General features: G+C 59.8%; 15 protein-coding genes. 3 read left to right on the top strand and 12 right to left on the bottom strand.

Annotated features, from left to right (window positions below; genetic code table 11):
- Positions 1-134: 134 nt before the first annotated feature.
- From NKI20_RS22255 to NKI20_RS22245, 3 genes are all read left to right on the top strand, one after another.
- Positions 135-1,187, top strand: coding sequence for an ABC transporter substrate-binding protein (locus tag NKI20_RS22255; protein WP_502898149.1), 1,053 nt, complete (start codon positions 135-137; stop codon positions 1,185-1,187).
- Positions 1,188-1,259: 72 nt separating this feature from the next.
- Positions 1,260-2,501 (top strand): ABC transporter permease, encoded by a 1,242-nt coding sequence (locus tag NKI20_RS22250; protein WP_352834283.1) that lies wholly within the window; start codon positions 1,260-1,262, stop codon positions 2,499-2,501.
- Positions 2,498-3,379: an ABC transporter permease gene (locus NKI20_RS22245; protein WP_352834280.1), complete on the top strand. Its 882-nt coding sequence runs from the start codon at positions 2,498-2,500 to the stop codon at positions 3,377-3,379. The genes NKI20_RS22250 and NKI20_RS22245 overlap by 4 nt, the downstream gene beginning before the upstream one ends.
- A gap of 9 nt (positions 3,380-3,388) precedes the next feature.
- Here the strand turns inward: NKI20_RS22245 and NKI20_RS22240 are convergent, their stop codons facing one another.
- The 12 genes from NKI20_RS22240 to NKI20_RS22185 all read right to left on the bottom strand — a co-directional run bounded on the left by NKI20_RS22240 (position 3,389) and on the right by NKI20_RS22185 (position 15,831).
- Complete coding sequence (locus NKI20_RS22240) at positions 3,389-4,657, bottom strand: trimethylamine methyltransferase family protein (RefSeq protein ID WP_352834277.1); 1,269 nt, start codon at positions 4,655-4,657, stop codon at positions 3,389-3,391.
- 368 nt (positions 4,658-5,025) lie between these two features.
- On the bottom strand, positions 5,026-5,955 hold the full coding sequence (locus tag NKI20_RS22235) for an electron transfer flavoprotein subunit alpha/FixB family protein (RefSeq protein WP_352834274.1): 930 nt from the start codon (positions 5,953-5,955) through the stop codon (positions 5,026-5,028).
- A gap of 156 nt (positions 5,956-6,111) precedes the next feature.
- Positions 6,112-6,861 (bottom strand): electron transfer flavoprotein subunit beta/FixA family protein, encoded by a 750-nt coding sequence (locus tag NKI20_RS22230; RefSeq protein ID WP_352834271.1) that lies wholly within the window; start codon positions 6,859-6,861, stop codon positions 6,112-6,114.
- Between the two features lie 53 nt (positions 6,862-6,914).
- Positions 6,915-7,811 (bottom strand): NAD(P)-dependent oxidoreductase, encoded by an 897-nt coding sequence (locus tag NKI20_RS22225; RefSeq protein ID WP_352834268.1) that lies wholly within the window; start codon positions 7,809-7,811, stop codon positions 6,915-6,917.
- 103 nt (positions 7,812-7,914) lie between these two features.
- The gene (gene gabT, locus NKI20_RS22220) at positions 7,915-9,219 is read right to left on the bottom strand and encodes a 4-aminobutyrate--2-oxoglutarate transaminase (RefSeq protein WP_352834265.1); all 1,305 of its coding nucleotides are present in this window, start codon (positions 9,217-9,219) and stop codon (positions 7,915-7,917) included.
- A gap of 78 nt (positions 9,220-9,297) precedes the next feature.
- Positions 9,298-10,482: an NAD(P)/FAD-dependent oxidoreductase gene (locus tag NKI20_RS22215; RefSeq protein ID WP_352834262.1), complete on the bottom strand. Its 1,185-nt coding sequence runs from the start codon at positions 10,480-10,482 to the stop codon at positions 9,298-9,300.
- A gap of 41 nt (positions 10,483-10,523) precedes the next feature.
- Entirely contained in the window at positions 10,524-10,862 is a 339-nt protein-coding gene (locus tag NKI20_RS22210; RefSeq protein ID WP_352834259.1) for a tRNA-binding protein, read from the bottom strand.
- 299 nt (positions 10,863-11,161) lie between these two features.
- Entirely contained in the window at positions 11,162-12,166 is a 1,005-nt protein-coding gene (locus NKI20_RS22205; protein ID WP_352834256.1) for a dipeptidase, read from the bottom strand.
- Positions 12,163-13,026, bottom strand: coding sequence for an ATP-binding cassette domain-containing protein (locus NKI20_RS22200; RefSeq protein WP_352834253.1), 864 nt, complete (start codon positions 13,024-13,026; stop codon positions 12,163-12,165). Before NKI20_RS22200 ends, NKI20_RS22205 begins: the two co-directional genes overlap by 4 nt.
- A complete protein-coding gene (locus NKI20_RS22195; protein ID WP_352834250.1) occupies positions 13,026-14,021 on the bottom strand; it encodes an ABC transporter ATP-binding protein in 996 nt (331 codons plus the stop codon). The genes NKI20_RS22200 and NKI20_RS22195 overlap by 1 nt, the downstream gene beginning before the upstream one ends.
- Positions 14,018-14,914: an ABC transporter permease gene (locus NKI20_RS22190; RefSeq protein WP_352834247.1), complete on the bottom strand. Its 897-nt coding sequence runs from the start codon at positions 14,912-14,914 to the stop codon at positions 14,018-14,020. Before NKI20_RS22190 ends, NKI20_RS22195 begins: the two co-directional genes overlap by 4 nt.
- Positions 14,911-15,831: an ABC transporter permease gene (locus tag NKI20_RS22185; RefSeq protein ID WP_352834335.1), complete on the bottom strand. Its 921-nt coding sequence runs from the start codon at positions 15,829-15,831 to the stop codon at positions 14,911-14,913. The genes NKI20_RS22190 and NKI20_RS22185 overlap by 4 nt, the downstream gene beginning before the upstream one ends.
- Positions 15,832-15,836: the final 5 nt, after the last annotated feature.

Here is a 15,836-nt window from a genome sequence, read left to right as displayed (position 1 = left end):
ACGCCGGCCGCAAGCGTGATCGAGAGGTGGCCACAACGACCGTCGTCACGGCGGAAGAACGCCCGGCAAGAGGCGATGCAGCCGGTTGGTCCGGCCAATTCAACGGGAACCAGAGTGAATTAAAGGGGAATCAAATGAAAAGTGAAATCTCTATCAATCTGATCGCTTCAGCCGTGGCGGCATGCGTACTCGGCTGCCAATCTGCAAAGGCCGCGGAACCTCTGACGATCGTCTCGTGGGGCGGGGCTTATTCGGAGAGCCAACGGAAAGCCTATTATGAGCCCTACACCAAGCAAGCGGGAGTCAAGATCACCGAAGAGGAATACGATGCCGAACTTGGCAAGCTGAAGGCCATGAAGGAGGCTGGGAACGTCACATGGGACGTAATTGACGTCGATTCATCGCATGCGCTCTCTGGCTGTGACGAAGGCCTGTTCGAAAAGCTCGACTATTCGAAGATCGCTGACACGTCGAAATTCTTGCCAGGTACGGCGTTGGATTGCGCCGTTGGCACGATCGCGTATTCGACGATTTTCGCGTTCAACGCCGATGTCTACAAGGACAATCAGCCGTCTTCCCTGGCGGACCTGTTCGACACGAAGAAATATCCTGGCAAGCGGGCACTGCTGAAGAAGCCCTTCGGTAACTTGGAATGGGCACTGCTGGCAGACGGCGTTCCGGCCGGCGACGTCTACAAGGTCTTGGCCACACCCGAAGGCGTCGATCGCGCCTTCAAGAAGTTGGACACCATCAAAAGCGATGTCGTTTGGTGGGAGGCGGGCGCGCAGCCACCCGAATTGCTAGCCAATGGCCAGGTTGTCATGACGAGCGCCTTCAATGGCCGCATCGGCAATGCCATAAAGGAGGGTAAGAACTTCAAGATCGTCTGGGATCGGCAGGAGTTCGACTGGGATTACTGGGCAATCCCCGCTGGCAGCAAACATGTTGAGGGCGCTTACGACTTCATCAAGTTCGCCAGCGATCCAAAGAACATGTCACAGCAGTCGAAGTACATCGCCTACGCGCCTACACGTGTCGAGGCCATTGCCATGGTCGATCCCAAGGTTGCGCCGACCTTGCCGACCTATCCGGAGAATATGAAGACGGCAGTCACGACGGACGTTCAGTTTTGGGCCGACAACAATGAGGATCTGACCAAGCGCTTCAACGCCTGGCTGGCACAATAAAGCGATGCCGCGCCGCGCCGGACAGGGCACTGTCCGGCGCCTCATTGTGTTCAAACAAGGCGATCCCGACGAATGTCCCTGGCAGAGACTGCGCTGATACAAACCTTCAATGGTGTTGCGCTTAAGACCAAGCTGGCGCGCGCCGAGCGGAAGCAGAAGCTAATGGCTGTGGGGCTGGTGCTTCCACTCTTCCTGTTCATCGTCATAACCTTCCTGTCCCCGCTGCTGGTCATGACCTTCAAGAGTGTCGAAAACGAAGAGACGTTCGGTCGCCTGGATCGAACGCGCGAAGCGCTTGCGACGTGGAGCGGTCAGGACCTGCCTGACGAGGCCGGCTTCGCCGCTTTGGCCGCCGACCTGAGGATCGCCGGGGAACAGCGGCTCGCCGGCGAAATAGCCAAGCGTATCAATTATGAATTCGCGGGAGCCCAGTCGAAGTTCAAAACAATTACGCGCAAAGTTGCGGCAATGAAGACGGGACCTTATCGGGAAGCCTTCCTGTCCACGGATACAGCCTGGGGCGATCCCAAGCTATGGCGCATCATCAAAGGCGCCTCCGGCAGATATACTCCATACTATTGGCTGTCCGCAGTCGATCTTCGCCAAGGCGCCAACGGTGTCGAGCGGGTGCCTGCAAATCAGGCTGTGTTCCTCGACGTCTACGGCCGCACCTTTTGGATTGCCGGTCTGGTGACCAGCCTTACCCTGGCGCTCGGCTTTCCGGTCGCCTACCTGCTGGCGACGCAGCCGGCGAGCCGCTCCAATGTGCTGATGATCTTCGTTATGCTGCCATTTTGGACGTCGCTTCTGGTGCGCACCACCGCTTGGTTCGTGCTGCTCAGGAACGAAGGGCCGCTGAACGATCTCGCCCAGTTGTTGATCGGCAGCCGGTTCGACATGATATTCACGCGCTTTGCCACCATTCTCGCCATGACGCACATCCAGCTGCCTTTTACGCTGCTGCCGATCTATAGCGTGATGAAGACAATCCCACCAAGCCATGTACGGGCGGCCCGCTCGCTCGGCGCGGGGCCATTTCTGGCCTTCTGGCGTGTGTATTTCCCGCAGACCGTGCCCGGCATTGCGGCTGGCTCCCTACTGACTTTCATCCTATGCCTGGGCTACTACATCACGCCGGCACTCGTCGGCGGACCGCGCGACCAGATGGTCAGCAACTACGTGTCCTACTATATGAATAACATCATCAATTTCGGGCAGGCGTCCGCCTTGGGCGCGACGCTTCTTATCGCCACGTTGGTGCTCTACTGGGCCTATAACCACCTGGTCGGCATCGACAAGATGAAGCTGGGATGATCGCGATGGCCCCTCTTCCGCTGCTCGGACTGCCACCTTACGCCTCGACACTGGAGCGCGCTTGGCGACTTTTCTTCTTCGCCTTTTGCGGTCTGGTTCTGCTTTTCCTGATCTCGCCGATCCTCATCGTACTGCCCATCAGTTTCAACGCTACACCGTTCTTGTCCTTCCCGAAGGGCGATTGGTCGTTGCGATGGTATGAAGATTTCTTTTTCAGCGATCGCTGGACGACGGCCGTCAAGAATAGCGTCATCATCGCGTTCTTCAGCACCATTCTTTCGACTTCGCTTGGAACATTGGCTGCATTGGGATTGTCCCGCCCCAATTTTCCGGCGCGGGCTGCGGTCATGGCGGTGTTGATCTCGCCGATGATCGTCCCCGTGGTCATCACGGCCGCAGCGCTCTTCTTCTTCTATGCCAATCCGCTAATGGTCACGTCGCAGCCCATCATCATCCTGAACAACACCTATACCGGCGTCATTCTGGCCCACACGCTTCTTGCGACCCCCTTCGTCGTGATCACCGTCACGGCGACCCTGACTGGTTTCGATCAGTCGCTGATCCGAGCCGGCGCGAGCCTCGGTGGATCGCCTGCCCTGGTCTTCCGCAGGGTGATGTTGCCGCTCATCGCGCCTGGCGTCATTTCCGGCGCCCTCTTCGCCTTCGTCACCTCTTGGGACGAAGTAATTTGTGTCCTCTTTATCGGCAGTTCGGACCAGCGCACACTGCCTCGCCAGATGTTCAGCGGAATTCGTGAAATGATCAGCCCCACCATCACTGCGGCAGCCACCGTGCTGATCGCTCTGGCAATTGTCATGCTGGTGACGGTAGAACTGTTGCGCCGCCGTACAGAGCGGCTGAGGGGCATCACGACGTAGGATTCGAATTCAGGCGACCATCGGTATTTTGAGTAGTCGTCCTCGAATCTCCGCTTCGATGGCAGGATCCGGCGCCGCAGGTGGTTCACAGGCGATCGACGTCTGTAGATACGTCTCGGCGATTGCCGCCGCGTCGCGGCGGAACTTGGCGACCGACACACAGCGCCCCTGTTCCAGCCAACCCGCGCTATGCAGAATGAAGTCCGCTCCGGAGACCACCGATGCCGCCAGGACGCGTGCGCCCTCGCTTCCGGCCTGCGCATCGTCCACCTTCGCAGATGTGACCGCCCCATCACCGCGCGAGGGGATCCCAAGTCGTCGGGCGAGGTCGGATGAATAAAGTTGTACCAGCTGTGAGGCGGGATCTCCGAAATTCGGCTGCATGCTTCTCATATCGAACGGCCAGGCGAGAATTCCCATGACGACGGGGGCGCCCGGCCGCCAAAGCTGCGTCAGCGCCAATCCCGGAAGCACCTCGGCGTAACCCTGAACAAGCGATCCGGCAATCGTTGTGGGGCTCGTCGCTCCCATCATCATGTAGGAGGAGATCATCGCAGCCTCGCCGGCCCGGGCGATGATACGGAGGCATTTCAAAGGATTTTCCCAGTAGGTCAGCGGTGGGGTGCAGTTAACCAGATGAAGCAGATTGCAGGCGCCTGTTTGCGGCGGCCGCTGGAACGACGCCGCCGCCAGATCGATATACTCCAACGCAATCTCAGGGGATGCGATACTGCCCATGAATGGTTTGTCAGAGCATGTCAGGTGCGCGAGCAGCATTTCGAGGGGACGGGAAACCTCTGGCACATCATCCATGACGCAGACCATGTGCCCCGTGTTGGTGAGCCCGGGGGTTTCATGGGCAATCGCAAGAAGCTGACGATAGATGTCTCTCGAACCTTTGACCCGTTGCCCACTCTCCAAAAGAACATCCGGTGCGCCGTAAATTGGGGCGAAGCCCGTACATGCCGGGCCCCCTATGATCGTATCGCGATCGGGATTCCGGGCCCTCAGCCGAAAACTGGACGGCGCGCTTCTACGAATAATCTGGCGAAGTGCGGATCCGTCGAAACGTACAATTTCGCCATCAACCACACCACCCGCTCGTCTCAATTGCTCGATGGTTTCAGGATCGTTTTGGAACCGAATTCCGACTTCCTCGAGAATCTGGTCTGCCGCCTTTTCAATCGCATCAAAGGCCGCCGCATCTGTTGCCGGCAAAAAGCGTCCCGCCAGATACTCCGACAGCTCGCGTTGTTGGTAGCCAGAACGACTTTTCATGCCCGAATCCCAAGATATGCCTTCGCGCCAAACCATGAGCAGACTTTGCGCAAGCAGGATGACCCATTTTGAGGAGCCTTGGACTTGGCGCGCCGAGCAGGCTGGGCGGTCCGGTCAACCTTCAGGCATCATCAGCAGCCAATCGCCATCGTCTGGCTTCTCCTACCAGCCGAAACGATCCTGCTCACAGATCAGTCCGTGCGACGAGGCAAATTGGTAATTGGACAACTGCTCGCGGGGCGGAAACTCGATCGCGACAAAGACCGCATTCCATATGAAAGCCTAAGCTGAGTACCATCCCTTGACGGACCGGTTCCGATTTGCAGCCGAGCTATGTTCGATAAGTGCTTACGCAGTCCCAATCAGCGTCAAAGCGCCTTTTGCAACTCCGGCAAGATGACGAAGAGATCGCCGACGAGGCCGTAGTCGGCTACCTGGAAGATCGGGGCCTCCTCGTCCTTGTTGATGGCGACGATGACCTTCGAATCCTTCATGCCGGCGAGGTGCTGGATGGCGCCGGAGATGCCTACCGCGATGTAGAGATCGGGGGCGACGACCTTGCCGGTCTGGCCGACCTGCCAGTCGTTCGGCGCATAGCCGGCGTCGACGGCGGCGCGGGAAGCGCCGACGGCGGCACCGAGCTTGTCGGCGACCGGCAGGATGACTTCCTGGAACTTCTCTGCCGAGCCGAGAGCGCGACCACCAGAGATGATGATCTTGGCCGAGGTCAGTTCCGGACGGTCGGTCTCCGAAAGCTTGTTTTCGACGAAGGAGGACAGGTCGGGATTGGTCGCCGCCTTGACGGTCTCGACCGCCGCCGAGCCGCCTTCGGGGGCAGCCTGGAAGGAGGCGGTGCGGACAGTGATCACCTTCTTGGCGTCGCTCGACTGCACCGTCTGGATGGCGTTGCCGGCATAGATCGGCCGCTTGAAGGTGTCGGGCGATACCACTTCGATGATTTCGGAGACCTGCGCGACGTCGAGCAAGGCAGCCACGCGCGGCGCGACATTCTTGCCCGACGAGGTCGCCGGCGCGATGATGGTGTCGTAGGCGCCTGCCAGCGACACGACGAGTGCCGTCGTCGGTTCGGCGAGACGCTCGGCGAGTTCGTCGGCTTCCGCGAGCAGCACCTTGGTGACGCCCTTCAGCTTGGCGGCAGCATCGGCTGCGCCCTTGGCGCTCTTGCCGGCCACCAGCACATGCACGTCCGAACCGATCTGCAGGGCCGCCGACAGCGCCTTGGCGGTCTGGTCGGAAAGGGTGGCGTTGTCGTGTTCGGCGATGAGGAGAATAGCCATTGATGATATTCCTGACTTTCGTTTCGCGGCTCCCTGAAATCCGGTCAGGCCGAGTCGAAAACGGTTGGTTTCGAGAACCGGAGCGGAGCGTACTTCAGTACGTGAGCACCGGAAGCGGAGAAACCGGCCGTTTGCAGGCCGGCCTCATCGGATTTCCTAGAGCACGCCGGCTTCGTTCTTCAGCTTGTCGACCAGTTCGGCGACGCTCTTGACCTTGACGCCCGCCTTGCGGCCACCTGGCTCCTCGGTCTTGATGACCTTGAGGCGCGGCTTGACGTCAGCGCCGTAGTCGGCGGGCGATTTCTCGTCGAGCTGCTTCTTCTTGGCCTTCATGATGTTGGGCAGCGAGGCATAGCGCGGCTGGTTGAGGCGAAGGTCGGCGGTCACGATCGCCGGCATCTTCAGTTCCACGGTCTGCAGGCCGCCATCGACTTCGCGCGTCACCTTGGCCGTGTCGCCGTGGAGCACGACCTTGGAAGCGAAGGTGCCCTGCGCCCAGCCCAGAAGCGCCGCCAGCATCTGGCCGGTCTGGTTGGAATCGTCGTCGATCGCCTGCTTGCCGAGGATGACGAGGCCGGGCTGCTCTGCCTCGACCACGCCCTTGAGCACCGTGGCGACGCCGAGCGGCTCGGTCTGCTCGTCGGTCTTGACCAGGATGGCGCGGTCGGCGCCCATGGCGAGCGCGGTACGCAAGGTTTCCTGTGCCTGCTGCGGGCCGATCGACACGACGATGATCTCTTCGGCCTTGCCGGCTTCCTTCAGCCGGATCGCCTCTTCGACCGCGATCTCGTCGAACGGGTTCATCGCCATCTTGACGTTGGCGAGTTCCACCGCCGAGCCGTCAGCCTTCACGCGAACCTTGACGTTCGCATCCACCACCCGCTTCACGGGCACAAGGATCTTCATTTGCCTATACCTCGAGTTTAGGTGGTTCGTCGGCCGGAGCCAGTCCGATTGGTCTAAAGCCTTTCATAAGCCTTGACCGTTCGGAGCCACAGCTGTTCGTAAGCTGCATCTGTCATGTAGGCCGCATGAGCGGTTAATGTGACATTGTTCAGTGAAACGTAAGGACTGCCCGCGGGAAGCGGTTCTTCCGGAAACACATCCAGTGCTGCGTGCCCAGTTTGCCCTTCGGCCAACATCTGCAACAGCGCCGCTTCCTCGATCAGACCGGCGCGCGCCGCATTGACGAGAATAAAGCCCCTCTTTGGAAGGAGCAGTCGACGAGCGTTCAGAATTTCAGCCGTTTCCGGGTTGAGGGACAGATGCAAGGAAACGACGCTTGCATTGTCTAATGCTTCATCGAGATCCGCAACAAAGCCTGGGTGATCACGGGCAGTTCGGTTCCAGGCTGCCACCTCCATACCAATTCCGCTCGCAAGGTCCGCCATGCAGGCTCCGATCCCACCTAGGCCGAGCACTGCAATCTTCTGTCCCATCAACTGCAATCCGCCCACCGGCGACCAGACCCCGGAGCGTATCGTTCGGTCCATCTCGGCTATTTTACGCGCTGCTGAGAACATCAGACCGAATGCGTGCTCGGCAACTGATCGATCTCCGTATCCAGGGGTGGTGTAAACCTGCACACCGCGTTTTGCTGCGTCATCCAGATCGACGTATGTTCCTGCTCCCGTCCCCATAAAAATGATCGCTTGTATTGAGGGACAAGCATCGAGAACAGCTGGTGGAACAACCGTGTGCTCGACGAGGAGCACTTCGGCCTGCGCGCACATTGCCACGAGGTCTGCTTGCGTGGGGTTCCCTTCGTTGATCGTGATCGCACCGGGCACCGGCAACTTGCGGTCCTTTATGACGCGGGCCAATTCTTCAGTACAATCGACAAATATCGCGCCCATGCGACATCTCCCTGAGGTGGCGTTCAGCCACCTCCCAGCCGAGATCCGGCCTAATCTAGAGCTTGTCTCCGGCCTCGGCCGCAGTTCGGATCAGATGAAAGCACTATGCGGCGGCAGACACCTTGTCGGCATTCAACGCGTCGGCGAGGATGGCAACAGCCTCGTCGAGCTCTCCATCGGAGAGGGTGACGGGGGCCAGGAAGCGAACGATGTTGCGATTAACCCCACACTTGATCACAAGCAGACCCCGCTCGCGAGCACGCTCCATGACCTGTTGCGCACGATCTGCATCGGGCCTCTTGGTCACGCTGTCCGACACGAACTCGATTGCGCGCATAAACCCGACGCCACGCACGACGCCAATGTCGGCGTGCTCTGCCTTGAGCGCATCAAGTGCGGCCGACAATTTCGTGCCCAAAGTTGCGGCGCGCTCGATAAGTCCGTCTTCTTCGAAGGCGTCGAGAACCGCCAGTGCTGCAGCGCATGCGATTGCATTGCCACCATATGTGCCACCGAGTCCACCGGGAGCGGGTGCATCCATGATCTCGGCCTTGCCGACGACGCCCGAGATCGGAAAGCCACCGGCCAGGCTCTTCGCGACCGTGACCAGGTCAGGCTGAATCTCCGCGTGCTCAAAGCCAAAGAGCTTCCCGGTGCGACCGAACCCGGTTTGAATTTCGTCGGCGATGAGGACGATGCCGTGGCGCTGGGTTATCTCTCTGAGAGCACGCAGGAACTCTGGTGGAGCCTGGAGGAAGCCGCCGTCGCCCTGCACGGGTTCAATGATGATGGCGGCGACGCGATCGGGCGCGACCTCAGTGGCGAACACTTCCTCGAGCGAGGCAATAGCGCCTTCTGTCGTAATGCCGCGATAGCTATCAGGATAGGCCGAATGGAAGACCTCGCCAGCAAAGGGGCCGAAATTCTGCTTGTACGGCTGAGCGAAGCCGGTGAGCGTTACTCCAAGCAGCGTGCGCCCATGGAAGCCGCCGCGAAAGGAAATCACGCCTGGGCGGTTAGTGTAGGCGCGCGCAATTTTTATGGCGTTTTCCACGGCTTCTGCGCCGGTCGTGAGGAATACGCTTTTGTATGCTGCACCCTTTCCGATCAGCTTGTTGAGTCGCTCCGCCAGAACGATGTAAGGCTCATACGCTGCCACCTGGAAGGCTGTGTGAGTGACGCGCTTGAGTTGCTCCTGGACCGCCGCAACGACCCGGGGATGGTTATGGCCAACGTTGAGGACGCCAATGCCTCCAACAAAGTCGAGATAGCGGCGACCGGCGGTGTCCCAGATGTGAGCACCTTCCGCGCGATCTACGATGATGGGGTGTGCCGTCAGCAGGCCCCTGGGGATATTGTTCGCGCGGGCCGTCAGAAGTTCATCTTGGCTGCGCTGGTTCGAAGACATGGGTTTTCCTTCCATCATGGAGTGATTGTGTCGGGACAAGGCGTCGGAAACCCCGGCCGGGTCAGATCCTCTGGCGGATCAGCCGAATGCTTCGAACGTCCCGACCACTGGCTTGTCCCCACTCGCGTCGAGGACGCACGCGCGGCCTGGAGACACATTTTCTGTCGTAATGCCCAATGCTGCGATGTCAGGTGGAATTTCGGCATTCAGCGCAAAGCTGGCCGCCAGCCGCGCCGCTGCCGCTCCGCCCATCACGCCATTACCGCCCTGCCCCGCCAGCCAGATGAAGCTAGGCTCTTCGGCGTCGCGTCCGATAACCGGCTCATGGTCGGGAGCGAATGTCCGCAGCCCGCCCCATTTGTGCTTTACGGTGCGAACCTCCATCGTCGTATAGGTATGGATCCGATCGATAGCGATCGCCACTTCCAGTTCATCTGCTTGCGCATCGCAGGGTTCGGACATCGCCATATCGACTGGCGACACCATGATCCGGCCGGCTTCCGGCTTGAAATAGAACGTCTCGGCGACATCGAAAGTCATCGGCCAACTCTGTATGGAACTGCCCGAGGGAGGGTCGAACACGACCGCGGTCCTGCGGAACGGAACGACATTTCGATAGGGCAGCCCCGCAAGCGACGCGATCTCCTGGACCCACCCTCCAGCAGCATTGATGACAACAGGCGCTTCAAATGACCCGCTTGGTGTGGATATCCTCCAAACGTTGCCCGAACGCTCCAAGGCTTCGACCTTGCCGTTTGTGACCACCCGTCCGCCTCGCGCTCGAAGCATTTTCAGATAGCCGGTCAGGAGGGCGTTTGTGTCGATGTCCATACAGTCCGGCTCATAAAGCGCAGAGACAAATTCGCTTGTCCTAATGACGGGGCAGAACCGCAAAGCTTCTTCCGAAGAGGTCCGCTCGATTGATGCGCCTCTGCTCAGCAGCTCCTCCGCCTGCGCGGCGAGCTGCGCTTGCTCGCCATCGCGGGCGAGGAAGAGGGCCCCGCGGGGTGTGACGAGCGGGACGTCCGTAAAACCGTCCGGGGGCGTCTCGAGAAAAGCTCGGGATGCGGTGACAAGCCGGCTCCAAAGGGCCGGGCCATAGTTTTCCGACATCACGGCCGCAGATCGGCCGGTGGAATGATACCCCGGCGACGACTCCATTTCGAGAACGATGACTTTGCCTTGCAAGCTCAGCTCGTAGGCGACTGAAGCGCCAGCGATGCCAGCACCAACGACAATGAAGTCTGCTGTTTCTACACTCATCTTTGTTCCTCAAGCCGTTGTTTTGCGTTCCGCGACAGACTTTAGAATACCGCTTCGCCAACCTGGATGTTGTGCGTGGGAGTCAGCACCTTGACTTCGCCAGCGGTATCGCGAGCTCCAAGAATTAGAATTTCGGAATTAAATCCGGCGATGTTGCGCGGGGGCATGTTAACCACGCAAGCGACCAACTGACCGATCAGGTCATCCGCTTTATAGCTGGTGATCTGAGCACTTGACCACTTGCGACCAAACGGCCCGAAGTCGACCTCCACCTTATAAGCCGGATGTCGCGCACGCTCGAACGGCAACACTGCCAGAACGCGCCCGATGCGTATTTCAACTTTTGCAAAATCGTCATAGACGATCTGAGCCTTTTCCATGTCTCACCTCTTTGGTCACTGTGAGCTTCCGGCGCAGCGAAGTTGGATGGATCATTGGGGCAATTGTGGGCGTTGCTGTCGATGTTGGATGTCGCTTCAGCAGATTGTGCCGCAGCAGATAGCGAATGGTCGGGCAGACCTTGAAGTGCGCTCCAACGCATTGCGGCCTGCATCATTTGGCGTTTTCACGGTCTGGCCGGCCCAGCGGTGTCTCAGGCGCAGCTCGATCTGAAGTTCGAGACCGTTGACCCCCGCAGCAAAGTCTTCAACCCAACGGGTTGCTACGCGTCAGAGGCTATCTAATTCTTGCTGGTTTCAGACCAGGTCGTGCGGGCCACTCGCAGAAAGTTCCCCCCCATGATGCCTTCGATGTCGTGCTGCACATAACCTCGCGCTCGCAATGCAGCTGCGATCTCCGGCAATTGTTCGGGTGTTACGATCTCGCCCGTCGCAAGACGGTACTCATAAGCCGGTGGCCACCAATCATGGGGGTCGAGTCCTGTTGGAAGATCGCTGTGCTGTTGATTGAAAACATAGTCGAGCCCCAGGCCGACGTGCCGCGATCCGACGAGCTGTGACACGTAGTCAATGTGCCTGACGACGTTCGCCGTGGAGGTGCCCCCTACGCCCAGGAATTCGCTGATGCCGCAGATCCCGATGACGCCATCGGTTGCAGCGCAGGCACGGATTTGCTCGTCGTCGATGTTGCGCGGGTGGTCCTGCAGGGCTCGGGCATTCGAGTGGGAGAACACGACCGGCTTGGTCGACAACTCAGCGATGTCGAGGCTGGTGCGTTTGCTGGAATGGGAGCAGTCCATCATCATCCCGACGGCATTGATCTCGCGTACAACTGCACGGCCGAGCGCGGTGAGACCGCTACCGCTGCCGTGACAGCCACCAGCGATCGAGTTGTCGCGGTTGTAGGCGAGATGTATCTGCCGCACACCCAGATCGCAGAAGAGCCGAACCATGGCCAAGTCGTCCTGCAACATTGCTGAACCCTCCAGATCAAAGGCGATGGAAAGCCTCCCCGTCGTCTTGGCGAGCAGTACGTCGTCTATATTCTCGGCGAGTATGAAGCCTTCACTATGGCGGGTGATCCAGGCACGGAAGCCGGCGATCACCCGCACGACCTGGGCCAGTGGGGTAAAGTCCATACCGACATTGATCGAGACGAAGTTGGCGCCAGCCTTCCGGTGACGTTCGAGATGGGCAAGGTCCTGATCAGGCAGCAGCGGCACACAACAATGTGCGTCCCAGACCAATGGCACCGATCCATGTTCCGCGCCGAGTTTCAGGGTCATGAGGATCTCCATCTATTGTCAGGGCCGGAAATAGCGTCGGCGCGGGTCCGGTCGTCGATGAACGGGAGGCCAAGAGAAGGATCCGGCGTCAGCACGGCGCTCAGGAGCAGCTTGGTATAGGCGTGCTGCGGCCGCTGCATGATGTCAGGGGCGGAGCCATGTTCGATGATGCGACCCATGCACATCACGCCGATCCGGCTCGCCATATGCTCGACCACCGCAAGATTATGCGAGATCAGCACGTAGGTCAGGCCGAATTCCACCCGCAGATCGTCGAGAAGATTGAGAATCTGGGCCTGGACAGACACGTCGAGCGCGGAGGTCGGCTCGTCGCACACGACGATCTCCGGGCGCATGATCAAGGCTCGCCCAATCGCTACGCGTTGGCGCTGTCCGCCGGACAGTTCGCCCGGCAAGCTGTCGAGGACGCGCTTGGGAAGTCCGACCAGATCGAGCATTTCAACCGCTCGGCGGTTCTGTTCGCGTGGCGAGCCAAGCCGATGGACGCGCAGCGGCAATGTCAGGATCGAGCCGATCGACTTGCGCGGATTTAGAGAACCATTGGGATCTTGGAAGATGATCTGAATCTTGCGCGCCCGCTCAAGGCGTGACAGCGCGGCCACGTCGGTGCCGCTTACCAGGATTTCGCCGCTACTGACCTGCTCAAGCCCAACCATCAAGCGTGCAAGCGTGGATTTCCCACAACCGGATTCACCGATGAGCCCGAAGACGCTACCTCGCTCGACGTTGAAGCTGACACCGTCCACTGCCGAGAACAGCTCTCTTTTTCCAAGGAGGCCTAGGTGTGAGGAATAGCTCTTTCGGACGCCGCGCAGAGCAAGAGCAGGCTCGAACACCATCAGACTACCCCCGCAGCAGCCCTAGACACTGCCTGTTCAGGGACCAGAGTGCAGCGACAAGTGTGGCCGACTCCAGCCGTGCGCATGGTGATCGGTTGCTGCCGGCAGACGGCGGAAGCAAACGCGCACCGGTTTGCGAAGCCGCAGCCTCTCAAGTCGCGGGTAAAGGTTGGCACGGTACCCGGGATCGTTCCGAGGCGCCCGGGTCTGCCTGGCTGCGGCAAGCAGGATAGCAGGCCCTGCGTATAAGGATGCGTTGGGTTTGCGAACAAAGACCGCGCTGAGGCGCTCTCGACGATCTCGCCGCCATACATGACCATGACGCGATCGGCGAGGCGCGCGACGACACCGAGATCGTGGGTAATGAAGATCAACGCCATGCCGAGCTCTCGCTGCAATCTCCGGAAAAGGCCAAGCACCTGGGCTTGGATTGTGACGTCGAGCGCTGTCGTTGGTTCATCGGCGATGATCAGGTCCGGTTCGCACATCAGCGCCATCGCGATCATGGCGCGCTGGCGCATGCCGCCGGAGAGCTGATGGGGGTACTGCGCGAGACGGTAGCTCGCTTCGCCTATACCGACCATTTCGAGCAGTTCCTCCGCCCTTCGACGACCCTGCGGATGGTTTCCCCGCCTATGCCGCAGAAACACCTCCGTGAGTTGCTCACCGATGGTCAGGAGGGGATTGAGGGAGGTCGTCGGCTCCTGAAAGATCATCGCCATCCGATTGCCACGCAGATCTGCCATCCGCCGCTCGGATAAGCGCGTTATGTCCACGCCGCAGAACCGGATGGCTTGAGCGCGACGGCAGGCCGCTTTCGGGAGCAAGCCCATCAGGGCGAGCGATGTCAGCGACTTCCCGCAGCCGGATTCGCCGACTATGCCGAGAACCTCACCGCGCTCCACCTGGAAGCTTATGCCCCGCACTGGATTGAGGCTACCGGTCGCGAGTGCAATCTCAACCTCAAGACCTTCGACTTCCAGGACCGCGCTCATCGGCCATTCCCTCGCCCCAGAAGATCGCGCAGGCTGTCACCGAAAACATTGATCGCCAAAACGAGGATGAGCAGCGCAAGGCCTGGGATATAGAGCAGCCAGGCATCGAAGAACATGTATTGCCTGGCCTGCGCCAGCATCAGCCCCCAAGACGCCGTAGGCTCCTGGACACCGAAGCCCAAAAACGACAGGGCGGATTCCAAGAGAATCGCATAGGCCATCTCGATCGTGGCGATGACGATCAGCGCGTCGAGAATGTTAGGCAATATCTCGGTAGCAAGGATGCGTGCTCCCGACGCCCCGATAGCGCGCGCCGCCTGCACGTAGTCAAGACCGACACTTTGCTGTGTTGCGCTGCGGGCCACGATAACGAAGCGGTCCCACTGGAACAGCCCCAGGATAAGGATTGTCACCAGCAAAGATGCGCCGAACACGACCACGACCGCCATGGCCACGAGAAAGACAGGCAGTGCCAGCCGCGTGTTGATCACGAACATGAGAATTTGATCGATACGGCCGCCGTAGAAGCCAGCGATCATGCCGAGCGTCGTGCCAAGGATGCCCGACAAAAGCATTACACAAACCCCGATAATCAACGCCACGCGTGTGCCGTAGATGAGCCGGGAGAGATAGTCGCGTCCGAATGCATCGGTACCCAGGAGATGGACAGGATCATGCCGCGCATAGCCGATGGGTTGAAGCAGACGGCGAGAAATGTCCTGTACATAGGGATCATGCGGTGCAAGCAAAGGTGCAAACAGCGCGATCGCCGCGAATGCGAGCAGGATTGCACCACTCGTCAGGGCGCCCGGACTGCGGACCAGACGGTGCATGAGACTGACGTGCCCACCAATCGCCAAAGGTCTGTCGAGCACGTTGATATGCTCACTCATCGCGCCAGCCTCATGCGTGGGTCGAGTGCCGCGCTCAGGAGATCGCCGGCAAGCGTAAGAAACACATAGAATGCCGCGACCACGAGCGTGATTGCCTGCAGCACTGGCAGGTCGGAGCGGATCGTGGCGTCGTAGCCCAGCCACCCGATACCCTGCAGTGCGAAGATCTGTTCGACAACGATCGAGCCGCCGAGCAAGGCTCCGAATTGCACGCTAGAGATTGCGACGATCGACACGACAACGTTACGCAGAGCATGGCGAAACAGGATGCGGCCGGTGAGTAGACCCTTGGCTCTGGCGGTCCGGACATAGTCCGACCGCAAGGCGTCAATCATGCCAGAACGCGTAAGGCGCATTAGTGCGGGCGTTGCGAAATAGCCCAGCGCAAGAGTGGGCATGACGAAATGCGCCCACGAACCGTTCCCCGATATTGGAAGCCAGCGCAGAGTGAGGCCGAAGAAGACGATCATAATCAGCGCGAACCAGAATGTTGGCATGGCTTGGCCGACGACTGCAATGCTCATCGCGAGGCGGTCGATGAGTGAACCGGGCCTAAGGGCAGCCAAGATGCCGAGCGGCACGCCGAGCGCGAGGGCAAAGACCAGCGCACTCACGCCGAGCGTCAGGGTGACCGGAAGTCGCGTGGCGAGCATGGTCGAGACAGGTTGGCGATAGTGGTAGGACTTTCCAAAATCGCCGGTCGCTGCCTTACCGAGCCAGTCCAGGTACTGAACGACCACCGGCCGATCAAAGCCATAGAAGTTGCGGATTTGCGAGATGTCTTCGCCCGATGCCTCCCTTCCGGCAACCGCAACGGCCGGATCGCCGGCCAGATAAGCCAGCGAGAAGGTGAACATGGAAACCACCAGGAGGGTGAGGACTGCTGAAACAAGGCGCTTGAGGGTGAACGTCAGCATCGGCA

Source organism: Mesorhizobium sp. M0830 (genome assembly GCF_040319965.1).
GTDB lineage: Bacteria > Pseudomonadota > Alphaproteobacteria > Rhizobiales > Rhizobiaceae > Mesorhizobium.
The sequence above is the reverse complement of the archived record's forward strand: the minus strand, read 5'-3'. Positions and strand labels throughout refer to the sequence as shown.